The sequence below is a fragment of the Mycobacterium sp. NGS40 genome (assembly GCF_059812735.1).
The window spans coordinates 14,723-38,476 of record NZ_JCALDG010000002.1 but is presented as its reverse complement, the minus strand read 5'-3'; the positions used below and the strand labels follow the sequence as shown (position 1 = coordinate 38,476).

At 68.1% G+C, this 23,754-nt stretch carries 20 protein-coding genes and 2 pseudogenes; 14 read left to right on the top strand and 8 right to left on the bottom strand.

Features of this window, described 5'->3' with window-relative positions; translation table 11 throughout:
* The first annotated feature begins 183 nt into the window (after positions 1-183).
* A complete protein-coding gene (locus AC5Y5O_RS03645) occupies positions 184-1,413 on the top strand; it encodes a PPE family protein (RefSeq protein ID WP_500023800.1) in 1,230 nt (409 codons plus the stop codon).
* 39 nt (positions 1,414-1,452) lie between these two features.
* A pseudogene (locus tag AC5Y5O_RS03640) lies at positions 1,453-1,863 on the top strand (PPE family protein); the annotation flags it as partial.
* 50 nt (positions 1,864-1,913) lie between these two features.
* Here AC5Y5O_RS03640 and AC5Y5O_RS03635 read toward each other — a convergent pair.
* Positions 1,914-3,142, bottom strand: a pseudogene (locus AC5Y5O_RS03635) (IS256 family transposase).
* A gap of 99 nt (positions 3,143-3,241) precedes the next feature.
* Here AC5Y5O_RS03635 and AC5Y5O_RS03630 point away from each other — a divergent pair.
* Positions 3,242-4,057, top strand: a complete 816-nt coding sequence (locus tag AC5Y5O_RS03630; protein WP_500023798.1) for a PPE domain-containing protein — start codon at positions 3,242-3,244, stop codon at positions 4,055-4,057.
* A gap of 176 nt (positions 4,058-4,233) precedes the next feature.
* Here the strand turns inward: AC5Y5O_RS03630 and AC5Y5O_RS03625 are convergent, their stop codons facing one another.
* A complete protein-coding gene (locus tag AC5Y5O_RS03625; RefSeq protein ID WP_279304506.1) occupies positions 4,234-4,356 on the bottom strand; it encodes a hypothetical protein in 123 nt (40 codons plus the stop codon).
* 285 nt (positions 4,357-4,641) lie between these two features.
* Between AC5Y5O_RS03625 and AC5Y5O_RS03620 the strand changes: the two genes are divergently transcribed.
* Positions 4,642-5,727, top strand: coding sequence for a methyltransferase (locus AC5Y5O_RS03620; RefSeq protein ID WP_096288610.1), 1,086 nt, complete (start codon positions 4,642-4,644; stop codon positions 5,725-5,727).
* Here AC5Y5O_RS03620 and AC5Y5O_RS03615 read toward each other — a convergent pair.
* Together AC5Y5O_RS03615 and AC5Y5O_RS03610 are read right to left on the bottom strand one after the other, a co-directional pair.
* The gene (locus AC5Y5O_RS03615; RefSeq protein ID WP_096288608.1) at positions 5,699-6,394 is read right to left on the bottom strand and encodes a TetR/AcrR family transcriptional regulator; all 696 of its coding nucleotides are present in this window, start codon (positions 6,392-6,394) and stop codon (positions 5,699-5,701) included. The two genes, AC5Y5O_RS03620 and AC5Y5O_RS03615, sit on opposite strands and share 29 nt — an antisense overlap.
* Before the next feature lie 85 nt (positions 6,395-6,479).
* Positions 6,480-7,703, bottom strand: a complete 1,224-nt coding sequence (locus AC5Y5O_RS03610) for a protein kinase domain-containing protein (protein ID WP_500023795.1) — start codon at positions 7,701-7,703, stop codon at positions 6,480-6,482.
* 90 nt (positions 7,704-7,793) lie between these two features.
* On the opposite strand from AC5Y5O_RS03610, the gene AC5Y5O_RS03605 reads away from it, so the two are divergent.
* Positions 7,794-8,198 carry an Rv2175c family DNA-binding protein gene (locus AC5Y5O_RS03605; RefSeq protein ID WP_096288606.1) on the top strand — a complete coding sequence of 135 codons (405 nt, stop codon included), beginning with the start codon at positions 7,794-7,796 and terminating at the stop codon, positions 8,196-8,198.
* An 8-nt stretch (positions 8,199-8,206) separates the two neighbouring features.
* Here AC5Y5O_RS03605 and AC5Y5O_RS03600 read toward each other — a convergent pair whose 3' ends face one another.
* Positions 8,207-9,739 (bottom strand): alpha-(1->6)-mannopyranosyltransferase A, encoded by a 1,533-nt coding sequence (locus AC5Y5O_RS03600; RefSeq protein WP_500023793.1) that lies wholly within the window; start codon positions 9,737-9,739, stop codon positions 8,207-8,209.
* Positions 9,740-9,743: 4 nt separating this feature from the next.
* On the bottom strand, positions 9,744-10,793 hold the full coding sequence (gene idsA2, locus AC5Y5O_RS03595; RefSeq protein ID WP_500023791.1) for a bifunctional (2E,6E)-farnesyl/geranyl diphosphate synthase: 1,050 nt from the start codon (positions 10,791-10,793) through the stop codon (positions 9,744-9,746).
* A gap of 210 nt (positions 10,794-11,003) precedes the next feature.
* Here idsA2 and AC5Y5O_RS03590 point away from each other — a divergent pair, with 210 nt between their 5' ends.
* Complete coding sequence (locus tag AC5Y5O_RS03590; RefSeq protein ID WP_096288599.1) at positions 11,004-11,900, top strand: mycobacterial-type methylenetetrahydrofolate reductase; 897 nt, start codon at positions 11,004-11,006, stop codon at positions 11,898-11,900.
* Here the strand turns inward: AC5Y5O_RS03590 and lppM are convergent.
* Entirely contained in the window at positions 11,897-12,547 is a 651-nt protein-coding gene (gene lppM / locus AC5Y5O_RS03585; protein WP_096291211.1) for a lipoprotein LppM, read from the bottom strand. The two genes, AC5Y5O_RS03590 and lppM, sit on opposite strands and share 4 nt — an antisense overlap.
* Before the next feature lie 130 nt (positions 12,548-12,677).
* Complete coding sequence (locus tag AC5Y5O_RS03580; RefSeq protein ID WP_096288596.1) at positions 12,678-13,280, bottom strand: GNAT family N-acetyltransferase; 603 nt, start codon at positions 13,278-13,280, stop codon at positions 12,678-12,680.
* 325 nt (positions 13,281-13,605) lie between these two features.
* Here AC5Y5O_RS03580 and AC5Y5O_RS03575 point away from each other — a divergent pair, with 325 nt between their 5' ends.
* The 8 genes from AC5Y5O_RS03575 to mraY all read left to right on the top strand — a co-directional run bounded on the left by AC5Y5O_RS03575 (position 13,606) and on the right by mraY (position 23,753).
* Positions 13,606-14,007, top strand: coding sequence for an SCO2097 family morphological protein (locus AC5Y5O_RS03575; protein WP_096288593.1), 402 nt, complete (start codon positions 13,606-13,608; stop codon positions 14,005-14,007).
* A 492-nt stretch (positions 14,008-14,499) separates the two neighbouring features.
* Positions 14,500-14,931 (top strand): division/cell wall cluster transcriptional repressor MraZ, encoded by a 432-nt coding sequence (gene mraZ / locus AC5Y5O_RS03570; protein ID WP_067233643.1) that lies wholly within the window; start codon positions 14,500-14,502, stop codon positions 14,929-14,931.
* Positions 14,906-16,111, top strand: coding sequence for a 16S rRNA (cytosine(1402)-N(4))-methyltransferase RsmH (gene rsmH / locus AC5Y5O_RS03565; RefSeq protein WP_096288591.1), 1,206 nt, complete (start codon positions 14,906-14,908; stop codon positions 16,109-16,111). Before mraZ ends, rsmH begins: the two co-directional genes overlap by 26 nt.
* On the top strand, positions 16,108-17,397 hold the full coding sequence (ftsL, locus tag AC5Y5O_RS03560; RefSeq protein ID WP_096288588.1) for a cell division protein FtsL: 1,290 nt from the start codon (positions 16,108-16,110) through the stop codon (positions 17,395-17,397). The genes rsmH and ftsL overlap by 4 nt, the downstream gene beginning before the upstream one ends.
* Positions 17,394-19,433, top strand: coding sequence for a peptidoglycan D,D-transpeptidase FtsI family protein (locus AC5Y5O_RS03555; protein ID WP_096288586.1), 2,040 nt, complete (start codon positions 17,394-17,396; stop codon positions 19,431-19,433). The genes ftsL and AC5Y5O_RS03555 overlap by 4 nt, the downstream gene beginning before the upstream one ends.
* Positions 19,434-19,582: 149 nt before the next feature.
* Complete coding sequence (locus AC5Y5O_RS03550; RefSeq protein WP_243394082.1) at positions 19,583-21,121, top strand: UDP-N-acetylmuramoyl-L-alanyl-D-glutamate--2,6-diaminopimelate ligase; 1,539 nt, start codon at positions 19,583-19,585, stop codon at positions 21,119-21,121.
* Positions 21,118-22,677 (top strand): UDP-N-acetylmuramoyl-tripeptide--D-alanyl-D-alanine ligase, encoded by a 1,560-nt coding sequence (locus tag AC5Y5O_RS03545; protein WP_096288583.1) that lies wholly within the window; start codon positions 21,118-21,120, stop codon positions 22,675-22,677. Before AC5Y5O_RS03550 ends, AC5Y5O_RS03545 begins: the two co-directional genes overlap by 4 nt.
* The gene (mraY, locus tag AC5Y5O_RS03540; protein ID WP_096288580.1) at positions 22,674-23,753 is read left to right on the top strand and encodes a phospho-N-acetylmuramoyl-pentapeptide-transferase; all 1,080 of its coding nucleotides are present in this window, start codon (positions 22,674-22,676) and stop codon (positions 23,751-23,753) included. Before AC5Y5O_RS03545 ends, mraY begins: the two co-directional genes overlap by 4 nt.
* Position 23,754: the final 1 nt, after the last annotated feature.

The following is a 23,754-nucleotide window of genomic DNA, read 5'->3' as shown; positions in this document are numbered from 1 at the left end:
GATTTATGAGACAACTTTAAGATTCGTGTCGCGACCGTGACTTCGGGTTGGCCGCACTTGCTGTCACCCGACGTTTACGTCGTTTTGCTGGCGTCCGGACGGGGTCGCGGTTATTCTATGGCCGTTGAAAAAATATTCAATGATCATTGAAATAATCCCTTCGCGCCCGGGAGGACTGACGACATGGATTTTGCGTTGCTGCCTCCGGAGGTGAACTCCGGGCTCATGTATGCCGGTGCCGGGTCGGGGCCGTTGTTGGAGGCCGCGGCGGGGTGGGACGCACTGGCCGCCCAGCTCGAGTCGGCCGCCAGCGGTTATGCGGCGCAGCTGGCTGGGTTGACCGGTCAGGCGTGGTCGGGCCCGTCGTCGGTGTTGATGAGCGCCGCGGCCACACCGTATGTGCAGTGGCTGTCTACCGCCGCTGCTCAGGCCGCGCAGACCGGCGTTCAGGCCTATGCGGCGGCCGCGTCCTATGAGGCGGCGTTCGCGATGACGGTGCCCCCGCCGGAGATCGCGGCCAACCGGGCACAGCTGATAGCCCTGGTCGCCACCAACTTCTTCGGGCAGAACACCGCGGCGATCGCGGCGACCGAGGCGCAGTACGGGGAGATGTGGGTTCAGGACGCCACCGCCATGTACGGCTACGCGGCCGACTCCGAAATCGCCAGCACCCTGACCACCTTTGACGATCCGCCCCAGACCACCAACCCGGCGGGGCAGGATGCCCAGGCCCAGACGATGGCGCAGACAACGGCGCAGACGACCGGCGACGCGACACGGCAGGTGGCCACCAGCAATGCCACGATGCACTCGCTGAGCTCCGCCACCACCGACTTCACCGGGCCTGTTGCTCCGGACCAGACCGTGACCGTGTCGCCGGGCAACACCATCACCCTCGGTACCGACACGGGCATGTTGATCAATAGCGGCGAGATCACAGTCACCGGCCCTGGCACTAACCTCATCACCTACGGCTCGGTAATTATGAACCCCGGCAGCACAATTCACACGATCATCGACTGCTCCGCGGACGGTGTTCTGATTCCGGAAGGCGTTGACTTCACTGCCGGAGCCAACCCCGTCGTGCTGACTCCCGCGTCGTTCCAGGAGGTCCTGGTCACCCTCGTCAACGGCTCCGCCACACTCCCCGGTGCCGGTGTGGGGCAGACCGCCGTCCAGACCTTCGCAAACACCGCCACCGCCATCGCCGGCCCCGCGGGCGCGTCCATCACCAACGCGTTCGGCTCGGTCACCGTCGCCTCCGCCACTCCCATCGTCCCGAGCTCGTCGAGCGCAGTGTGGGCCGCCCCGTTGGGCGGGCTGGCCGCGCCGGGCCTGGCGGGCACCGCGGCCATTCAGCCTCAGCTCAATGTGGATGGGCTGCTGGAGTGGGCTGAAACGATTGCCGGCTGAAGGTAGACAAATCGTGGTGCACGCGAAAGGTCGGGACTGATGGATTTTGCGTTGCTGCCTCCGGAGGTCAATTCCGGGCTCATGTATGCCGGTGCCGGGTCGGGGCCGTTGTTGGCGGCCGCGGCGGGGTGGGACGCATTGGCCGCCCAGCTCGAGTCGGCCGCCAGCGGTTATGCGGCGCAGCTGGCCGGGTTGACCGGTCAGGCCTGGTCGGGTCCGTCGTCGGTGCTGATGAGCGCCGCGGCCACACCGTATGTGCAGTGGCTGTCTACCGCCGCGGCGCAGGCCGCGCAGACCGGGGTTCAGGCCTCCGCGGCGGCGGCGGCGGCTTATGAGGCGGCGTTCGCGATGACGGTGCCGCCGCCGGTGATCGCGGTCAACCGGGCGCAGTTGATCGCGCTGGTCGCTACCAATTTCTTCGGGCAGAACACCGCGGCGATCGCGGCGACCGGGCGTGTCAAGATAACTGTGTAAGTTGTTGTAGCCGTTTATCTTTGGGGTCATAGGGGGAGTCGGTCGGGGAATTGGATGGCGAAGGTGTTCAGGGCTTCGGTCCAGCGGTAGGTTCCTGGTCCGTGGGATCCTCGTTTCTGGTTGATGTTGCGGATGGCCAGGTAGAGCAGTTTAGGGCGGCGGCGTCCGAGGGGAACGAGCCGCGGGCCTTGGTGACCTTGCGGAGTTGATAGTTGAGCGACTCGACGGCGTTGGTGGTGTAGATAATCTTGCGGATCTCGACGGGGAACGCTAGAAACGGCACGAATTCGGCCCAGGCGCGATCCCATACGGCTACCGCACCGGGCGATTTGGTTTTCCATTGGGCGCGAAAGTCCTCGAGGGCGAGTTTGGCGGCCTCTTCGGTGGGCGCGGTGTAGATCGGACGCATCGCGGCGGCCATCTTGCGGCGCTCGGTGTAGGAGGCATAGCGCATCGAGGAGCGCAGCAGGTGCACCACGCAGGTCTGGATCACCGCGGCTGGCCACACCGCCGCGATCGATTCGGGTAGCCCGCTCAACCCGTCGCAGCACACGAACAGCGCGTCGCGACACCCGCGGTTGCGCAGCTCGGTGAGCACCCCGTGCCAGAACTTCGCGCCTTCGCTCTGCTGGATCCAGATCCCCAGGACCTGCTTGATGCCGTCGATATCGACGCCGATGACCACGTGGGCGGCCTTGTTGGCCACCACCCCGGAGTCGCGGATTTTGAGGCGGATGGCGTCGATATACAGGATCGGATAGACCGGATCGACCGGTCGGGACTGCCAGGCGGCGATCTCCTCGGTCACGACGTCGGTGACTCGCGAGATGGTGGCTGCTGACACGGTGGCGCCGTAGACCTCGGCCAGATGCTCGGTGATATCGCGCGTGGACATTCCCCGCGCGTACAGCGACAAGATCATGTCCTCGACCTGGCCCAAGCGGCGTTTACGCTTGGGCACGATCACCGGGCTAAAGGTGCCGTTGCGGTCCCGGGGCACTTCGAGCTCGACCGGCCCGGCCGTGGTCAACACGGTCTTGCGGCCACGCCCGTTGCGGGAGTTACCCGAGCCATAACCGGCCGGATCGCCGTGCTCATAGCCCAGGTGATCGGCGATCTCGACATCCAAAGCGCGTTCGAGCACCGCCTTGGTCATCTGCGCCAACAGTCCGTCAGGACCATCGATCGGCGTGCCCGAGGCCTCGGCATCGGCCAACAAAGCATCCACCGCCGCCGCCGGCAACAGCTCGGCCAGCTTGGCAGCCGCATCGTCCCTGGGCGAGTCAGATTGAGACAACTGAGAACTCCTGTCTGGTGGTCACCCACCATTCAGGCCCAACCACTTACACAGTCAATGAGACACGCCCCGGCGACCGAGGCGCAGTACATGCAGATGTGGGTTCAGGACGCCACCGCCATGTACGGCTATGCGGCCGACTCCGAAATCGCCAGCACCCTGACCACCTTTGACGACCCGCCCCAGACCACCAACCCGGCGGGGCCGGGTGACCAATCCAGCGCGGTGGCGCAGGCCGCCGCCAACACCACCGGCGCCCGCACCCAATCACTGGCGCAACTCAGCGCACAAACCAGCTCCCAGCAACTCGCCACGACCGCCAGCACCGGCGACCCCGTCCTCCCTGCTGGTAGCGCCGCCAACGTCGCGCCCGGCGGAGCCGTCCTCGACATCGGCGTCACCGCCACCGCCGGCAACGGCTACCCGGTCACATTCGCGGCACATTCCGAGTTCTTGGCCGTCACCCAGGTGACCGTCACTTTCAATATCAACGGCGGACTTTCCTTTACCTTCGACGCCGGCACCGATGCTTCCTTCGGCGTTCCGGGCGTCGTCGACAGCGGAACCTTCACCGTCCTGTCTGGCTCCTCGGGCGCCGCTGGTACTTTCACCGTCCCGAGCGGCTCCATCACCGCAGTCGGCGCCGGTACCAACGTCACCCTCGCCAGCGGATCCGTCATCGCCGTCAACTCCGGCACCGTCATCACCGGCCCCGCCGTGGCCCCGGTCGTCGCCACGTCGTCTGGCACGGCGGGAGCGTTGCCCGTGTTAGCCGGGCTGAGCAGCACACCAGGTCTGGCGGGCACCGCAGGAATACAGCCTCAGCTCAACGTGGATGGGCTGTTGGAGTGGGCTCAAACCGCTGCCGGCTGAGAGTCGGCATGGTGGATTTTGTGACGGTCACCCCGACGCGAAATGGTCAGCGGGTGCGGGCGTTCACCCGCCAGGTAGCACCCGGCAGGTGAACGCCCGATCGACGGCGGGGCAGGACCAGAGGTTGGCTGTTCCTGTATTACGAAGTACTGCAACGATATTCGGGGTGGTGCAGATTATCCCGCTGCAACCCCGAGTGGCGGTTCAACGCTGGCCGCGGTGGGAACGCATCCGGTCGCGGCGACGGCGGTGAACGCGAGGACCGCCGCGACGACGATCTTTGTGGCTAGACCTGACATGACGACTCCGTTCATCTGACTTCCTAGGAGAACGGTAGATCAAACCAGCCGTTTTTTCAATGGTCATTGAAATAAGAAAAGGTTGCGGGCATAGTGCTACGCGGACGGGTCCGTCGGGACGCTCCGGTGAACAAGTACCTTTGGGCGCGTTGGCGCTCGGTTCCGCGGTGTGGACGCCTGCCGAGCGCCGGCATCGCGGCACTGTCGCCGCTGTCCGAGCCCACAAGAGAACTCGGCCACGGGAAGCGTCATCGTGGCGAAGGTGAAACGAGGGAAGGTAGTCACGTGACGTCTAAGGTTCCGCCGGCCAAGGTTGCGCGCGTCGTTGAGCGGGCCCGCCACCATCTGTCGCGACTGCGCCAACGTTCCGCTCCGCCTGCGGCGGTGATGATGGAATTGATCCTGAACGCGTGGGTCGCTCAGTCGATCGCGTCGGCGGCCGATCTTGGCGTGGCGGACGCCCTCGCAGATGGCGCGCTGTCCGCCGAGCAACTGGCAAACCGGGTCGGCGCCGACCCCGACGCGCTGCGCCGGCTCCTGCGGGCGTTGATCGGCATCGGCATCTTCCGTCAGCAGCGCGACGGGCGTTACGCACTCACCCCGCTGGCGGAAACGCTGCGCACCGACGCGCCCGTGTCGATGGCCGGGATGGCGCGATGGGTCGGGTCGCCGCAGCATCGGGAGCATTGGAGCCACCTGACCGACGCGATCCGGACCGGGCATCCGGTGGTTCCCGAGCTTCGCGGCAAACCGATTTTCGAATACCTGGCGGACCAGGCGGAGCTGGGGGAGATCTTCAACTCGGCCATGACCAATCTGTCCGAGTTCGCGATCGTGCCCTTGACCGCGGCCTACGACTTCAGCGCGTTCGGCACGATCGTCGATGTCGGCGGCGGACACGGCCGGCTCTTGGCGGCGATTCTCCAGGCGGCTCCGAATTCGCGTGGCGTGCTGTTCGATCTTCCCGAGGTCGTGGCGGGTGCACCGGCGTTGTTTCGCAAGTACGGAGTCGACGACCGCGTCCGGGTCGAAGAGGGGTCGTTCTTCGACCGCGTGCCGGAGGGCGCCGACGCGTACGTGCTCAAGAGCGTCATCCACGACTGGTCGGAGGAAGATGCGGTTCGTATCCTGACCAACGTCCGCACCGCGGCCCCTGCGGGCGCACGAGTGTTGCTCTGCGAGTTCGTCATTCCCGACCACGACCGCGATTTCCACGGCAAGTGGGTGGATATCGAGATGCTGGTTGTCGCCGGCGCACGCGAACGTACCGCGGACGAGTACGCCCGGCTGTTCGATCAGGCCGGTTTCCGGTTGACCCGCATCGTCGACACCGTGTCGCCGCTCAGCGTCGTCGAGGCGACCGCGGTGTAGCCGAGGTGGCCGCGCGCGGCTTCCCCTTCCGTCGCGGCGCCTTGGCCGGCTGTTGCGATGGCAGGTCCAGTCCCAGCTCATCGGCGGGGGCGGTCAAGAACCGGTGCACCACCGGCCCCAACAACCTGACGACGTCGTCAACCCCGAGCGACGACAGCGGCGGCACGCGCATGATGTAGCGCAGCATCGCGGTGCCGACGAGGTTGGTCGCGGCCAGCATCGCGCGCAGTCGTGCCTCGTCGCCACCGCCCATCGCGCCGGACACCGCGGTCATCAGATAGTCGTGCAGGAAAACGCGAAATGCCTCGTTGGCATCGCTGTTGGACGTCGCCGACTGCACGATCGAGGCCATGCTCGCGGCGGTGTCGGGCTGTTCCCAGATGCTCAGGTAGGCGCGCAGCACGCGGTAGCCCAAATCGTCGTCTTTCTCGGTGAGCACGGTTGTCAGCAGGTCAGACGGCAGCACCAACTTCATCGACTCGCGAAACAACTCCGCTTTCGAGCCGAAGAGATAGAGGACCATCGACGGATCGACCCGCGCGTCGTCGGCAATCGCTCGCAGGGTCGTCTTGTCGTAGCCGTTGATCGCGAACTGGTGCTTTGCCGCGCGTAGCACCGTGTCGCGCGACACCGGCTCACCTTGGCGTCGGCCGCGTCGCTTCGTCATTTCCCCAGTTGAGGACACGCGCGAACCATATCATTTCAACCGGCATTGAAAAGGTATCCGGTAGCCGTAGGCTGCGCGTCACCCTTCACAGCAGGCCGCTCAGGTTGCTGCCCAGTGTCCATCCTGCCGTCGCGGCCAGGCCGGTCAACGCCAGCACCAGCGCCACCCAGATCAGCACCATGCGGCGGCCGTTCTGACGTGCCACCGCGAATTCGCTCAGCGCGATGCCGGCGAATTCGCCTGTGACGGGCTGGTATTCGTAATCTTCCTCGGGTTCGGCGTCGGCCTCGGCGCGGGGTTCGGGTTCCGGCCAGTCGGCGGGTCCGCGCGGAAGCTGCCGGGTGGGCTGCCGGATCTGCGGCGGCGCCGGGGGCAGCTGTTCGCTCGCTCGGCTGTGGTGCAGGGCCGCCGAGCGGTGCTGGGCGGAATTGCGCGGTGCCGGCACCCGGAAGTCGGGCAGGTCCAACTCCTCGGCGATCGCCTCCATGTCGGCGAGCATCTCGATCGCGTCGGCGTAGCGCTGCGCGGGGTCGCGCGCGGTCGCGCACGCGACGAAGTCGTCGAATTGCGGGGGCACGCCCTCGATCACGCTGCCGGGGCGCGGCACGTCGTGGTCCAGTCGCTGATAGGCGACCGACAGCGGGGAGTCGCCGGTGAACGGCGCACCGCCGGTCAGCAGCTCGTAGGTGAGGATCCCGGCCGAGTAGACGTCGCTGCGCGGGCCGGCATTGCCGTCGCGCACCTGTTCGGGCGACAGGTAGGCCGCGGTGCCCAAGATGACGCTGGTCGAGGTGATGCCGGCGGCCGCGACCGCCCGCACCAGCCCGAAATCGGCGATTTTGACGTCGCCCTCGTCGGAGATCAGCACGTTCTCGGGCTTGACGTCGCGATGCACCAGCCCGGCGCGGTGCGCGGCGGCGAGCCCGCCCAGCACCGGCCGCAGCACCGCCACCACCGCATGGGGTGGCATCGGGCCGCGTTCGGCCAGCAACTCGCGCAGGGTGCCGCCCTCGATCAGCTCCATCACCAGAAACGGGTGACGCGCGTCCAGGCCCTGGTCGTAGACGGCGACCAGTCCCGGATCCTTCAGCCGGGCCACGGTGCGCGCCTCGAGCTGAAAGCGGTGCAGGAACTGGCTGTCACCGGCGTACCGCGAATCCATCACCTTCAGCGCGACCGGCCGATCCAGCCGGACGTCGATGCCGCGGTAGACCGTCGAGGTTCCGCCGCTGGCGATCTTGCCCTGGACCAGGTAGCGGCCATCCAGCAACGCGCTGTCCAACGGGTCGCCCGTCGCGGGTCTGGTCACGGGGCCATCGTAGGTGCGGGCCGGCGGTTGGCGAGGAGAACATCCGCTCAAGGCACCTCCGCACCCGCTACCACCGCCTACACTTGCGCCGTGGGCAGTATTCCGGCCGGCGACGATGTTCTGGATCCCGACGAGCCAACCTACGACCTGCCCCGGGTCGCCGAGTTGCTCGGCGTGCCGGTGAGCAAGGTGCAGCAGCAGCTGCGAGAAGGTCACCTGCTTGCGGTGCGCCGCGCCGGGGGCGTGGTGATACCGCAGGTCTTCTTCACGAATTCGGGCGAGGTGGTCAAAAGCCTGCCGGGATTGCTGACGATCCTGCACGACGGCGGCTATCACGAGACCGAGATCGTCCGCTGGCTGTTCACCCCCGATGCATCGCTGACGGTGACGCGCGACGGCAGCCGGGATGCGCTCAGCAACGCTCGTCCCGTCGACGCGTTGCACGCCCATCAGGCCCGTGAGGTGCTGCGCCGGGCCCAGGCCATGGCGTACTGAGCGGCCTACTACACGGCCAGAGGTTCTTCGGCCTGTTCAGCGGGCGCTTCCGGGGCGCGGTACAGCACCCGCCAGGCGATCAGCGCCGCCGCCGTGGCCAGTCCGAAGTGCGTCCAGGAGTACATGCCGTGCGACCCGTCGGGCTTGAAGATCACCATGGCCCAGGTCGAGAGCCCGCCGATGACCGCGATCCACCGTCGCGACTGCGCCAGCGGGGACGCCACCGCCAGCGGCCAGGAGTAGTACCACGGCAGGGCGGCCGGCACGAACAACACCACGATCAGCATCGACCACGCCATCCCGGTCAGCGCACCCCGGTCGTCGCGACGGTACCGCCACCACAGCAGCGGTAGGGACACCGCGATGATCATGATGCCGATGAAGCGGGTGACGCGCAGCGTGGCATAGAAGTTGACCGGGACGAAACCGTTGACGGCCCAATGGATCACATTCGCAGCGGCCGTCGGCACGGTCAGCCAGTTGATGATCTTCACCGAGCCGGCCAGCGCGGTCAGCCAGCCCAGGCCGACGCCGGCCACCGCGGACAAGATGGCGAACACCGCGACGAAGATCACCAGGCCCATCGCGGTGGCCGCCGCGAAGGCCCGCAGTGGCCGGTAACCGCGTTGGTCGCGCAGGTGCCGCATCCACACCCAGACCAGAAACGGCAACGACAGTGCCGCAGTGGCTTTGACCGCCACCGCGATCGTGACCAGGGTGATGCCCAGGGCGTGGCGCCGGGCGAAGGTCAGCGCGATGCCGGCGGTCATCAGGCCCACCATCAGCATCTCGTTGTGCACCCCGCCCATCAGATGGATCAGCACCAGCGGGTTCAGCACACAAATCCACAACGCGGTCGCACCGCTGGTGCCGATGTGGTGAGCCAGTCGGGGGGCGGCCCAGATCAACAGCGCCAGGCCCGGCAGCATACACAACCGCAGCAGCATGGTGCCGAGGATCACGTGATTTCCGGCCAGCACCGTGACGAGCTTGGCTATCAGAATGAATACCGGACCGTACGGCGCTGTGGTGATCGTCCAAATCGGACTTACGTTGTCCAGCAACACATTCGGATTGGCCACCGGACCAACGGCATAGGGATCGAAACCGTCGCGCAGCAGCGCGCCCTGGGCCAGGTAGGAATAGGTGTCGCGGCTGAACACCGGCACCGAGAGCAGTAGCGGCGCCAGCCAGAAGCCGGTGGTGGCGCGCATCATGAATTCGGTGGTCTCGCCGGCTACCACGCGGCGGCCCAGCGCCAGCCATGCGATCAGCATCAGTGCCACGCCCGTCCACAGCAGGATCGAAGACAGCACCAACCCGTGGCCAAATCGCAGCCAGGACATGTGGATTGACTCCAGCAAGGGGTCGTGTGGCTTGGTGCTTCCCGCCCCCAGCCCGCCGGCGGTGATCAGCAGCGAACCCAGGAAGCCCAGCTTGGCGGTGCGGGCCTGCGGTGCGGAGGCGAACTCCTTCAGCTCCGAAAATCGCTGCGCAACAGTTCTTTTCACCGTGGGCGCGCCGGTGTCCGGTGTGGTCATCGACTCAGGCGGACCGGTCGGTGGCCATTCTGGCCAGTTCGGAGAGCCCCGCCTTGGCCGCATCGCTGACGGGAGCGGCGGCGAGCTCGGCCAGCGCCCGCTCGGTCAGCGTGGCGATGCGCTGCTCGGCCGCGGCGAGCGCGCCCACCGACTCGATCACGTCGCGCAGCTCGGCCACTTGAGGCTCGGTCAACGGTGCACCGATGGAACTCCGTAACAAGTTGGCCGCCAAGGGGTTTGACTTGTCCGCCAACTCCATTGCCTCGGCGAGCAGCACGGTGCGCTTGCCGGAGCGCAGGTCGTCACCCGACGGCTTGCCCGTCACCTTCGGATCGCCGAATACGCCCAGCACGTCGTCGCGCAGTTGGAACGCCACGCCGAGGTCGGTCCCGAGCCGGCCGAAGACGGCCTGCACGTCGGGCCGGTCGGCGGCGACCGCGGCGCCGAGCTGCAGCGGTCGCATCACCGTGTAGCAGGCCGTCTTGAACGTGGCGACGTTCATCGGCGACGCGATCGACTCCGAGGCGCTGGCCTCGGCGACGATGTCGAGGTACTGCCCGCCGAGCACCTCGGTGCGGATATCGGCCCAGACCCGCCGCACGCGGCGCTGCGTATCCGCGGGCAGGTCGGCCCCGAACACGATGTCGTCGGCCCAGGCCAGGGCCAGATCGCCGAGCAGGATGGCCGCCGAGATCCCGAACCGTTCTGCCGAGCCCCGCCACTGGCGGGCGCGGTGCGTCGCGGCGAAATGGACGTGAACCGTCGGCCGGCCGCGACGGGTGGCGGAGTCGTCGATGACGTCGTCATGAACCAGCGCGCAGGCCTGTAACAGCTCCAGCGCGGAAAACAGCAGCAGCACGTGCGCGCCGGGTTCCGCGTCGGCCACCGCACGCCATCCCCAGTACGCGAAGGCGGGCCGCAGCCGCTTGCCCCCGTTGAGCACGAAGTCTTCGAGAGCGGAGATCAACGCGGCGTAGTCGCCGCCGATGTAGGCGGTCTCCGCGCGCCGCGCGTGAAAGTACCGGCGAAGTTGTTCGCCGATCGCGCCGGTCAACTCGGCGGTTGCCGCCTCTGCTGGGGTTTTCAGGCTCAGCGCGGCGCCCCTTTCTCCCTCGGCATGCCCCTGTGTTCGTTAGGCCCGACCAGTGTATTCGCCGTCATAGTGATGGTCGTCTCCCCATGACCGCCGGTCCCCGCCAGGCCGGGCGGTAACCCGGCGCCCCTATGCTGGCGAGGTGCTGTTCGTCCGAGGGAAAGGAGCCGCGTGACTCTCAACACCGTCGCGCTCGAGCTGGTGCCGCCGAACGTGGACGAGGGTCGGGAGCGGGCGCTGGACGAGGCGCGCAAGGTCCTGCAGTACTCCGCGGAGTCCGGTCTTACCGGCCGCATCCGTCATGTGATGATTCCGGGCATCATCGCCGAGGACGACGACCGTCCCATCGCGATGAAGCCGAAGTTCGACGTCCTGGACTTCTGGTCGGTGATCAAGCCCGAACTGCCGGGGATCAGCGGTCTCTGCACGCAGGTCACCGCGTTTCTGGACGAATCGACACTGCGTGGGCGGCTGACTTCGCTCACCGAGTCCGGCATGGAAGGCGTTGTGTTCGTCGGCGTCCCGCGCACGATGAACGACGGCGAGGGCTCCGGCGTCGCGCCGACCGACGCCCTGTCGATCTATCGCGACCTGGTGCCCAACCGCGGCGTGATCCTGATCCCGACCCGCGAGGGCGAACACGGCCGGTTCAACTTCAAGTGCGACCGGGGCGCCACCTACGGCATGACCCAGTTGCTGTATTCCGATGCGATCGTGGGCTTTTTGACCGAGTTCGCCAAGACCACCGATCACCGGCCCGAGATCCTGCTGTCGTTCGGCTTCGTGCCGAAGATGGAGAACAAAACCGGGCTGATCAATTGGCTTATCCAGGATCCGGGCAACGCCGCGGTGGCCGCCGAGCAGGAGTTTGTCAAGGAGCTGGCCGGCCGCGAACCGCCGCAGAAGCGCCAGATGATGCTCGACCTGTACAAGCGGGTGATCGACGGCGTCGCCGAGCTCGGCTTCCCGCTGAGCGTTCACCTGGAGGCGACGTACGGGCTGTCCGGCCCGGCGTTCGCGACCTTCGCCGAGATGATCGATTACTGGTCGCCCGCCCAGCGGGTCTAACTACTCGGTGGCTGATTGCCCGGCGTGGTGAACCGCTCCGAGCGGTCCCGGCTCATCCAGGCCAGAAGCGCGACCACGCCCGCCGCCGCGAACGATGCGATGCCCAGCCATACCCCGGCGCCGGTGAAGGAACGGGTGTTCGGATCGGTGTAGCGCGCCTGGGCGGTCATCGTGCTGACCACGCCCGGCTTGAGCTTCCACGACACGGCATCGGGATCGACCCGGTCGCCGTTGGTCGACGTCACGACGCCGGGAAAGGCGACGGTCAGCTCGACGTCGGCGTCCGGGTCGGTCAGCGACGTCAGATCCGCGCGGCCTTCCAGGATCACCACGTTGCCGTTGCGGCGCAGTGAGACGTTGACGCCCGCCGCGTCGGAGTTCATGTTCGCCAGCTGCGGCAATTCCCCGAACGTCAGGTCGGAGAACACCGCCTGCGACCCGACGTAGCCGTCGCTGTCGTAATTCGATACCGCGACCTTCTGGTTGAAGGGCAGGTTGTTGGTGTCCAGCTGCGGGCCGGTGTCCTTCGGCGTCTTCGGTTTGGCCGCCGCGATGATCTCGCCGGACACCAGGTCGTCGGGCGAGATCGTCAGCGAGGCCCTGGCCCGCAGGCATCCGGTCGCCAGCGGAACCAGGAGCATCAGCATCGCGATGGCCAGCACGCGAGTGGTTGCTCGGCTTCGGCGTGGGGGAGAGCTGGCGCGCACCAGGTTATCGTGCCAGATCTGGTGTGACGCTTGCCCACGTCGTCGGCTTGCCGGTCCGCCGGCGGTGCCCTCAGAGCGGCAGCGAGCGGCCCAGGATCGCGAATGCCCGTGGGTCACCGGCGAAGTGGTAGCGGCGGATGATGTCGTTGAAGCCCAGCCGGCGATACAACCGCCAGGCGCGATTGGCCTCACCGTTGGTTTCCGGCGTCGAGAGCAGGACGTTGCGCTCACAGCGGCCGGCGAGCAGCCGGCGGGCCAGCGCCTCGCCAATGCCGCGGCCCTGGGCGCGCGGATGAATGTGCAGTTCGGTCAGCTCGAAATAGCTGTTCATCAGCTGCGCGATCTCGTGAGCCGGCAGACCGCCGCGCTGCATGCCCAACACAACCTGCTGCTGCCACCACTGGCCCGGCGCCCCCGGGTAGCCGTAGGCCACCCCGAGTAGCGGTGCATCGCTGAGTTCGGACGCCGACGGCACATCGGCGCCCTCGGCCGCGTCCGCCTCGACCGCGGCGGCGGCCTGCCAACCGCGCCGGCGGATGTGTTCGAGCCACATGCCCGCACGCTGATTCTCGGTACCGCGCGGGTAGCGCATCGCGTCGACGTAGACCCCGAGGGCCTCACTGAGGCGGCGCTCCATATCGTTCGGCGGCAGATCGATGAGGAATATCGCCAACTCGCGGTGTCCTCCTCGTCGCAATGAGCGGGCGGGCCTTCTGTCGTCGTCGGCCCCGTGCCCGTATCGCCATTATCGGGTCCGGGACCGATCGGCGGACGGGCGGTGGTGGCAACCAGCCGACCGCCGCGTCGGTTTCGGCAAGGGTGTTGTAACGCATCGGCGTTGCGGCCCGATGATCGTCGGGAAGCAACGGAGATAGAATCGCGGACGAACCAGTGGTACGGGTCAGATTGACCTCGTATCATTTGACTTAGTTGCCCATACAATGGGCATCCGCGTGCTATCGATAGTTACGTGTCAGTCTGTCGGCAAGGAGGGACGAATGCCACTCTCCGATCATGAGCAGCGGATGCTCGACCAGATCGAGAGCGCTCTCTACGCCGAGGATCCCAAGTTCGCTTCGAGCGTACGGGGTGGGGGGTTCCGCGCACCGACCGCGCGGCGCCGTCTGCAGGGTGCGGCGCTCTTCGTTATCGGTCTGGCGATGCTGGTTTCCGGCGTGGCGTTCAAGGCCACGATGATTGGCAGCTTCCCGATTCTCAGCGTCGTTGGCTTCGTTGTGATGTTCGGTGGTGTGGTGTTCGCCATCACCGGTCCGCGGATGTCCGGGCGCCCCAACCAGCCCGGGCCGGCGCAGGGCTCGCGCCAACGCCGCAACAAAGGCGGCGGGGGCTCGTTCACGAGCCGCATGGAGGATCGCTTCCGCCGCCGCTTCGACGAGTAACCGAACGCTAGACGGGACGGGGTAGCCACCGGCTGCCCCGTTTTTTTGGCGCTCCACCCCAGCTCGCTGTGTCGAGCCTGCGGTGGGGACGCGGATCGGCCTCGGATCGACGCACGCACCGCAGGCTCGGCGGCATGGTCGCAGGCTCGAGCGCATTCGCTGATCGACGCGAGCCCCGAGTCCCCGCTGATTTGCGATCGAGTCCCAATTGAGTCTTCGGTCGATGGGTCGTGCCCCACTGCGCCCCACCTTTGGCCCCACCGGCCCCCACGCGGCGGTTTTAGGCCCGTGAAGTGGGGGTTTCCGGGGTCCCGATCGGGTCGCGAGACCAGCGCACCGTCCTTCGGACGCGGCCGGACGCGCCCGTAGTGGCAGATGAGCAGCGAAACACCCCGACGACACCCGTTTTATGGGGCAAAGTGGGGGACTGTGGGGTATGGTGGCTGAAGTGTTTGGGCGAGCCGAGAACCGGCCTCGACAGGAGGTGAGCTGGTGTTTCTCGGCACCTACACGCCCAAGCTCGATGACAAAGGGCGACTCACGTTGCCCGCCAAGTTCCGCGACGCGCTGGCAGGGGGGTTGATGGTCACCAAGAGCCAAGACCACAGCCTCGCCGTCTACCCGCGAGCGGAATTCGAGCAGCTGGCCCGCCGGGCGAGCAAGACGTCTCGAAGCAACCCGGAAGCCAGGGCGTTCCTGCGCAATCTGGCCGCCGGCACCGATGAGCAGCATCCCGACGCCCAGGGCCGCATCACCCTGTCGTCCGACCACCGGCGCTACGCGAACCTCTCCAAGGACTGCGTGGTGATCGGTGCGGTCGACTACCTGGAAATCTGGGATGCCCAGGCCTGGCAGGACTACCAGCAAACACACGAAGAGAACTTCTCCGCGGCCAGCGATGAAGCACTCGGCGACATCATCTGAGGCGCATGCCCGTGCATCGTGGCCTCTGCCCGAACCGACCCTGGCGTACTTCCCCAACGCCTGGTTCGTAACTTCGGACAGGGACCTCGGTGCAGGGGCGCGTCTTGGCAAGGCCGTCCCTCGTTCTGACGAGTTTCTCCAGACCCGGGGAGGTGTTGCGGTGGCTGACAAGGACTTCGGGCATGTACCCGTGCTGCTGGACCGCTGCGTCGAACTGCTCACCCCGGCGTTGACCCGCCAGCACTCCGACGGGTCCGGCGCGGTGCTCGTCGACGCCACCCTCGGCGCGGGCGGGCACGCGGAACGATTCCTGACCGACCTACCGGGCCTGAAGCTGATCGGCCTCGATCGCGATCCCAGCGCGCTGGAGATCGCCGGCGCGCGGCTGGCGCCGTTCGCCGACCGAATCACCCTGGTGCACAAGCGGTATGACGGCATCGACGAGGCGCTGGCCGAATGCGGTTATGCCGCACATGAATCGGTCGACGGGGTGTTGTTCGATCTGGGCGTCTCCTCGATGCAACTCGACCGCGCCGAGCGGGGCTTCGCCTATGCCCAGGACGCGCCGCTGGACATGCGGATGGATCCGTCGTCGCCGCTGACCGCGGCCGAGATCGTCAACACCTACGACGAGGCCGAGCTGGCGACCATCCTGCACCGCTACGGCGAGGAGCGGTTCGCGCGCCGGATCGCCACCCACATCGTCCGCCGGCGGGCCCGCGCGCCGTTCACCACGACCGCCGAGTTGGTCGAGTTGCTGTATCAGGCCATTCCGGCCGCGACCCGGCGCACCGGCGGCCATCCGGCCAAGCGCACCTTCCAGGCGCTGCGGATCGCGGTCAACGACGAGCTGGACACGCTGCGCCGGGCCATTCCGGCCGCGCTGGACGCGCTCAGTGTCGCCGGGCGCATCGTGGTGATGGCCTACCAGTCGCTGGAAGACCGGATCGTCAAGCGCGAGTTCGCCGATGCGGTCGCCTCCCGCACGCCGTTGGACCTCCCGTTCGAGCTGCCCGGCCGTGGCCCGCGATTCCAATCGCTGACCCGCGGTGCCGAGCGCGCCGACGCCGACGAAATCGAACGTAACCCTCGCAGCACCGCCGTGCGACTACGGGCCTTGCAACGGCTGGAATCCGAGGGACAACCACAGCAGCGGGTGACTACGAAGGGCGACTCATGAAAGCGAAAGCCAAGCGCGAGGCGCCGAAACGCCGGGGCGGCAGCGACCGTCGCGGCGGGCGTGACGTCGCGGCCCGCAAGAGCAAGACCCGGCGCGACGCGGCGGACTCGACGGCGCGGCGCACCCGGCCGGCGCGGGGTGCGGCGACCGGCCGCGAGGCGCGAGCGTCGAATTCCGGCCCGCAGACCAGTCCGAATGCGCGGCCGGTCGAGCGAAAGGCCCGCCCCAAGAGCAGCGGCCAGGCCAAGGCCCGCGCCAAGGCGCGCAAGGCAAAGGCGCCCAAGGTTATTCGGCCCCGGCTGACCGAACGGATTGCCATCCGGCTGGCGTCGATCGACCTGCGGCCGCAGACGTGGGTGGCCAAGGTTCCGTTCGTCGTGCTGGTCATCGGCGCGCTCGGTGCCGGGCTGGCGCTGACGCTGTGGCTGTCCACCGACTCCGCCGAACGCTCCTACCAGTTGAGTCACGCGCGGGAGAAGACCCGGATGCTGCAGCAGCAGAAGGAGGCGCTGGAGCGCGACGTGCGCGAGGCGGAGGCGGCGCCGGCATTGGCCGAGGCCGCGCGCAAGCAGGGCATGATCCCGACGCGTGACACCGCGCACCTGGTCCAGGACCCGTCCGGTAGCTGGGTGGTGGTCGGTACGCCCAAGCCCGCCGACGGCGTTCCGCCGCCGCCGCTGAACGCCAAGCTGCCGGACGAAGGCCCGCAACCGCTGCCCAAACCGGCGGCGGTCCCGCCGGAAGTCCCGGTCCGCGTGCAACCGGATCCCGGTGCTGCTCTGGTGCCGGGCCGGCCGGGTGGGCCCGAAGCACTGCTGCGGGCTCCGGATGGTTCGACGACGGTGGGCGGCCAGCACCTGCCGCCGGCCGCGCCGCTGGTACCCGGCGCGCCGGGGGTGCCCGGTGGCCAGGTTGGCGGCCAATTCCCGGGTATGCTGCCGACGCCGGGGTTGCCGGCGCAAGGACTGCCGACCCAAGGACTTCCCACGCAATTACTTCCGACGCAAGGACTTCCGGCACAGCCGCTGCCGGCCCAAGGAATGCCCACGCCGGGCCTGCCGATGCCGGGGCAGCCCGCGCCGGCCGCTCCGGTTCCGGCGGAAGTGCCGATTCCCGTTGGCGGACTGCCCCTTTCGGTACCCCCCGCGCCGTTGCCGGCGGAAGTACCGGTCCCCGTGCAACGCGCGCCGCAGGCCGCGGTCCCGGTCGCACCCGGACTGCCGGGGCCGATCGCACCGAATAGCGTCGCGCCGCCCGCCGCCGTGTTGCCAGGGCCCGCCCGGTGAGTCGCGGCGAGGACGGCCGCACCCGCCGGTCCCGGTCGACGCGCGGTCCGCGTAAACCACAGGGGGTCAGGGACGTCCGGCAGACCAGCCGCGCCAGGAAATCGGAAAAGGCGCACCAGGGCCGGGACGCGCAGGAAACAACGGGATTTCGCAAGGCCAAGAAACCCGGTGAGGCGCCGCTCGGCCATTCGGCCAATCAGCGGCGCACCCGGCAGCTCGTCGGGGCGGGCGTCCGGGGCTCGTCGTTCGTCTTCCGGCATCGCGCCGGCAATGTGGTCATCTTGGCGCTGACGCTGGTGGCGGCCGCCCAGCTGTTCGTCCTGCAGGTCACCAACGCACCGAAGCTGCGCGCCCAGGCCGCGGGCCAGCTCAAGGTCACCGATGTCTCAAAGGCCATCCGCGGCAGCATCGTTGACCGCAACAACCAGCAGCTGGCGTTCACCATCGAGTCGCGTGCCCTGACGTTTCAGCCGAAGAAGATCCGCCAGCAATTGGAAGAGGCCAAGAAGAAGAACCCGGCCGCTCCCGATCCGCAGGCGCGGCTGCGCGATATCGCCAAAGAGGTTTCCAGCCGGCTGAATAACAAGCCGGACTACGCGACGGTGCTGAAGAAGCTGCAAACCGACGACAATTTCGCCTATTTGGCGCGTGCCGTCGACCCGGCGGTCGCCAGCGCGATCTCGGACAAGTACCCCGAGGTCGGCTCCGAGCGGCAGGATCTGCGTCAATATCCGGGCGGGTCGCTGGCGGCCAACATCGTCGGCGGCATCGACTGGGACGGCCACGGCCTGCTCGGACTCGAAGACAGCATGGACTCCGTGCTGTCGGGAACCGACGGTTCGGTCACCTACGACCGCGGCTCGGACGGCGTGGTCATTCCCGGCAGCTACCGCAACCGGCACAAGGCGGTCAACGGTTCGACCGTCCAGCTGACCATCGACGACGACATCCAGTTCTACGTGCAGCAGCAGGTTCAGCAGGCCAAGAACATGTCGGGGGCGCACAATGTTTCGGCCGTCGTGCTGGACGCCAAGACCGGTGACGTGCTGGCCATGGCCAATGACAACACCTTCGACCCGTCGCAGGACATCGGGCGGCAGGGCGACCGGCAACTGGGCAACCTCGCGGTCTCCTCGCCGTTCGAGCCGGGCTCGGTGAACAAGATCGTCACCGCGTCCTCGGTCATCGAATACGGCCTGTCCAACCCCGACGAGGTGCTGCAGGTCCCGGGCTCGATCAACATGGGTGGCGTCAATATCCACGACGCGTGGGAGCACGGCGTGATGCCGTACACCACCACCGGCGTGTTCGGGAAGTCGTCCAACGTCGGCACGCTGATGCTGGCCCAACGCGTCGGCCCGGAACGGTTTTACGACATGGTTCGCAAGTTCGGTCTCGGACAGCGGACCAACGTCGGGTTGCCCGGTGAGAGCGCCGGCCTGGTGCCGCCGATCGACCAGTGGTCGGGCAGCACGTTCTCCAACCTGCCTATCGGTCAAGGTCTTTCGATGACCCTGCTGCAGATGACCGACATGTACCAGACGATCGCCAACGATGGCGTGCGGATACCGCCGCGAATCATCAAGGCCACCATCGCCTCTGACGGCACCCGCACCGAAGAAGCGCGCCCGGAAGGTGTTCGGGTGGTCTCGCCGCAGACCGCGCAGACCGTGCGGGGAATGCTGCGCGCCGTCGTGCAGCACGACCCGATGGGCTACCAGCAAGGCACCGGACCCGCGGCCGCGGTGCCCGGCTATCAGATGGCCGGCAAGACCGGTACCGCTCAGCAGATCAACCCGGGCTGCGGCTGCTACTTCGACAACGTGTACTGGATCACGTTCGCCGGGATGGCCACCGTCGACAATCCGCGCTACGTGATCGGCATCATGATGGACAACCCGGACCGCAACGCCGACGGCACGCCCGGTCACTCGGCGGCACCGCTGTTCCACAACATCGCCGGCTGGCTGATGCAGCGTGAGAATGTGCCGCTGTCACCGGACCCCGGGCCGCCGCTGACCCTGCAGGCCACCTAAGCGCCGCGCTCGGGTGCGCCTCCGGGGCGCCCGCACCGTGCACCGGCCGCCCCGAACGCGCCCGTGCGGCGCGGGGCGACGGCACCGGCGGGTCCGTCTCGGTAGGGTGTCATGGCTGATCATGGCGATCGCGCGGCGTCCAGGGAGGTGTGACGGAAGTGTCGGTACTCACCGAGCTGCGCCCCCGCGTCACCGCGCCGGTGCGACTGCCCGCGCTGGCGGCGCAGGTGGGGGCGGTGACGGCCGACGACCCGGATGGTCTGGCGGCCGTCCCGGACCTGCCGATCACCGGCGTGACGCTGCGTGCCCAGGATGTGCGTCCCGGCGACCTGTTCGCCGGGTTGCCCGGCTCGGCCACCCACGGCGCCCGCTATGCCGGCGACGCGATCGGCCGCGGCGCGGTCGCGGTGCTCACCGACGCTGCCGGAGTTGACGAGATGGGCTCATGCGCGGTGCCGACGCTGGTGCATCCCGCGCCGCGCAGCGTGCTCGGCGGGCTGGCCGCCACCGTGTACGGAAACCCGTCCGAGGCCGTCACGGTCGTCGGCATCACCGGCACGTCAGGAAAGACCACCACCACCTATCTGGTCGAGTCGGGTCTGCGCGCCGGCGGCCGCACCGCGGGGCTGATCGGCACCATCGGCATCCGCATCGACGGCGCCGACATCCCCAGCGCCCTGACCACCCCGGAGGCACCCGCGCTGCAAGCGATGCTGGCCGCGATGGCCGAACGCGGGGTGGACACCGTCGTCATGGAGGTCTCCAGTCACGCGCTGGCATTGGGCCGGGTCGACGGAACCCGGTTCGCGGTAGGGGGTTTCACCAACCTGTCCCGCGACCATCTCGACTTTCACCCCACCATGGCCGACTACTTCGACGCCAAAGCCCTGCTGTTCGACGCGAATTCGCCGCTGCGGGCCCACCGGGCCGTGGTGTGCATCGACGACGAGGCCGGGCGCGCGATGGCCGAGCGGGCCATCGATCCGATCACCGTCAGCGCCACCGGAGGGCCGGCGCACTGGCGCGCGACGGACGTGACGCCGCTGGGAGTGGGACAAGAGTTCACCGCCGTGGACCCCGCCGGCGCTCAGCACCGGATCGGCATTCGCCTCACGGGCGCCTATAATATCGCGAATTGTCTTGTGGCACTGGCGATTCTCGACGCGGTCGGGGTCTCCCCGGAGCAGGCGGCGGACGGGCTGCTGAATACCCGCGTTCCGGGGCGGCTGGAACAGATCGACCGCGGCCAGGATTTCCTGGCCCTGGTCGACTACGCCCACAAGCCGGGCGCGCTGCGGGCGGTGTTGACCACCCTGCTGCGGCCGGGACGTCGGCTGGCGGTGGTGTTCGGCGCAGGCGGCGATCGCGACCCCGGCAAGCGGGCGCCGATGGGCGCCGTCGCCGCCGAACTGGCCGACCTGGTCGTCGTCACCGACGACAACCCGCGCGGCGAGGACCCCGCGTCCATCCGCCGCGAAATCCTCAATGGAGCGGTTGGGTTGAAAGCGGAGGTGGTCGAGATCGGTGACCGGCGCGAGGCGATCAGGCACGCGGTCGGCTGGGCCGGCCCCGGCGACGTGGTGCTCATCGCCGGCAAAGGCCACGAAACCGGCCAGCGCACCGGGGATGTCGTCCGCCCGTTCGACGACCGCGTCGAACTCGCGCAGGCGCTGGAAGACCGCCGATGATCGAGTTGACCGTCGCGCAGATCGCTGAAATCGTCGGCGGCACCCTGGCCGACATCACGCCGGAAGACGCCGCCGAACTGCGCGTCACCGGGACCGTCGAATTCGACTCCCGCGCCGTCGGCCAAGGCGGCCTCTTCCTGGCGCTGCCCGGCGCCCGCTCGGACGGACACGACCACGCGGCCTCGGCGGTCGCGGCCGGTGCGGTCGCGGTGCTGGCCGCGCGGCCGGTCGGGGTGCCCGCCATTGTCGTTGCCCCACAAGGCGCTTCGGGTTCGCGGGCCGGGGTGCTCGAGCACGACCCGGACGGTTCGGGCGCGGCGGTGCTCGACGCGCTGGCCAAGCTGGCCAAGGCGGTGGCCGAGGAGCTGGTGGCCGGCGGGCTTGCGATCATCGGGATCACCGGGTCGTCGGGCAAGACGTCGACCAAGGATCTGGTGGCCGCGGTGCTCGAGCCACTGGGTGAAGTGGTGGCGCCACCCGGGTCGTTCAACAACGAGCTGGGCCATCCCTGGACGGTGTTGCGGGCGACCCGGCGCACCGACTACCTGGTGTTGGAGATGTCGGCACGCCATCCCGGCAATATCGCCGCGCTGGCGCAGATCGCCCCGCCCGTCATCGGCGTGGTGCTCAATGTCGGCACCGCGCACCTCGGCGAGTTCGGCTCGCGAGAGGCGATTGCGCGCACCAAATCCGAACTGCCACAATCTGTTCCACCGTCGGGCGTGGTCATCCTCAACGTCGACGACCCATCGGTGGCGGCGATGGCGCACGTCAGCGCGGGATGGGTGGTTCGGGTCAGCCGATCCAGCGAGACCGATTCGGGGCCCAGCGACGTCTGGGCCGAGGGCGTGTCGCTGGACGAATTGGCCAGGCCGCGATTTACCCTGCACGCGATGGGCGCGCAAGGCGTTGTAGAGGCCGAGGTGCAGCTCGGTGTGTACGGCGAACACCAGGTCACCAACGCGCTGTGCGCCGGTGCGGTCGCCCTGCAGTGCGGCGCCAGTGTCGAGCAGATCGCCGCATCGCTGGCCGCGGCGGGCCCGGTGTCGCGCCACCGCATGCAGGTGACCAATCGCGCCGACGGGGTGACGGTGATCGACGACGCCTACAACGCCAACCCGGACTCGATGCGCGCGGGACTGCAGGCGCTGGCTCAGATTGCCCGCGGTAGCGGGGCTGCCCCTGCCACCGCGCGCCGGAGCTGGGCGGTGCTCGGCGAGATGGCCGAGCTGGGGGAGGACGCGATAACCGAGCACGATGCCATCGGCCGGCTGGCGGTGCGCTTAGATGTGTCTCGACTTGTTGTCGTGGGAATGGGGAGGTCGGTAACCGCCATGCACCACGCTGCGGTCCTGGAAGGGGCATGGGGTTCGTGGGGTGCTTCCGGTGATAGAGGGGCCGTGCAGGTGGCCGACGGTGACGCCGCCCTCGAGGTGTTGCGGGCCGAACTGCGGCCCGGCGACGTGGTCCTGGTGAAGGCCTCGAACGCCGCCGGACTCGGCGCGCTGGCCGAGGCGCTGGTCGCCGACGCACCCGCGGGCGAGGTCCGTTCGTGAGGCAGATCCTCGTCGCCGTCGCGATCGCCCTGACCGTGTCGATTCTGCTGACCCCTGCGCTGATCCGGCTGTTCACCAAGCAGGGCTTCGGCCACCAGATCCGCGAGGACGGCCCGCCGAGTCACCACACCAAACGCGGCACCCCGTCGATGGGCGGCGTGGCGATCGTGGCGGGCATCTGGGCCGGCTACCTGGGCACGCACCTCGCCGGGCTGGCGTTCGACGGGGAGGGCGCCTCCGCGTCCGGTCTGCTGGTGCTGGGGTTGGCCACCATGCTGGGTGGCGTCGGCTTCCTCGACGACCTGATCAAGATCCGCCGCTCGCGCAACCTGGGCTTGAACAAGACGGCCAAGACGGTCGGGCAGATCGTGGCCGCGGTGCTGTTCGGCGTGCTGGTCCTGCAGTTCCACAATGCCAACGGCCTGACGCCGGCCAGCGCGGACATTTCCTACGTGCGCGAAATCGCCACCGTCACACTGGCTCCCGGACTGTTCGTGCTGTTCTGCGTCGTCATCGTCAGCGCCTGGTCCAACGCGGTCAACTTCACCGACGGCCTGGACGGACTGGCCGCGGGCTGCATGGCGATGGTCACCGGCGCCTACGTGCTGATCACCTTCTGGCAGTACCGCAACGCGTGCGCTACCGCGCCGGGCCTGGGCTGCTACAACGTGCGCGATCCGCTGGACCTCGCGTTGGTCGCCGCCGCGACCGCGGGGGCCTGCATCGGCTTTCTGTGGTGGAATGCCGCGCCCGCCAAGATCTTCATGGGTGACACCGGCTCGCTGGCGCTGGGCGGCATCATCGCCGGTCTGTCGGTCACCAGCCGCACCGAGCTGCTCGCGGTGGTGCTGGGTTCGCTGTTCGTCGCCGAGGTCGTCTCGGTGGTGCTGCAGATTCTCACCTTCCGGACCACCGGGCGCCGGGTGTTCCGGATGGCGCCCTTCCATCACCATTTCGAGTTGAGCGGCTGGGCCGAAACAACGGTCATCATCCGCTTCTGGCTGCTCACCGCGATCGCGTGCGGGCTGGGAGTGGCGCTGTTCTACGGTGAGTGGCTCGCCACGATCGGCGCATGAC

Excerpts from the sequence above, each read along its gene's own strand:
- AC5Y5O_RS03625 (WP_279304506.1), bottom strand. The coding sequence starts at position 4,356 with ATGTCAGGTCTAGCCACAAAGATCGTCGTCGCGGCGGTCCTCGCGTTC.
- rsmH (WP_096288591.1), top strand. The coding sequence starts at position 14,906 with ATGAAGCACTCGGCGACATCATCTGAGGCGCATGCCCGTGCATCGTGG.
- AC5Y5O_RS03630 (WP_500023798.1), top strand. The coding sequence starts at position 3,242 with ATGAGACACGCCCCGGCGACCGAGGCGCAGTACATGCAGATGTGGGTT.
- AC5Y5O_RS03545 (WP_096288583.1), top strand. The coding sequence starts at position 21,118 with ATGATCGAGTTGACCGTCGCGCAGATCGCTGAAATCGTCGGCGGCACC.
- lppM (WP_096291211.1), bottom strand. The coding sequence starts at position 12,547 with ATGCTGATGCTCCTGGTTCCGCTGGCGACCGGATGCCTGCGGGCCAGG.
- ftsL (WP_096288588.1), top strand. The coding sequence starts at position 16,108 with ATGAAAGCGAAAGCCAAGCGCGAGGCGCCGAAACGCCGGGGCGGCAGC.
- AC5Y5O_RS03575 (WP_096288593.1), top strand. The coding sequence starts at position 13,606 with ATGCCACTCTCCGATCATGAGCAGCGGATGCTCGACCAGATCGAGAGC.
- AC5Y5O_RS03600 (WP_500023793.1), bottom strand. The coding sequence starts at position 9,739 with ATGACCACACCGGACACCGGCGCGCCCACGGTGAAAAGAACTGTTGCG.
- AC5Y5O_RS03645 (WP_500023800.1), top strand. The coding sequence starts at position 184 with ATGGATTTTGCGTTGCTGCCTCCGGAGGTGAACTCCGGGCTCATGTAT.
- AC5Y5O_RS03615 (WP_096288608.1), bottom strand. The coding sequence starts at position 6,394 with ATGACGAAGCGACGCGGCCGACGCCAAGGTGAGCCGGTGTCGCGCGAC.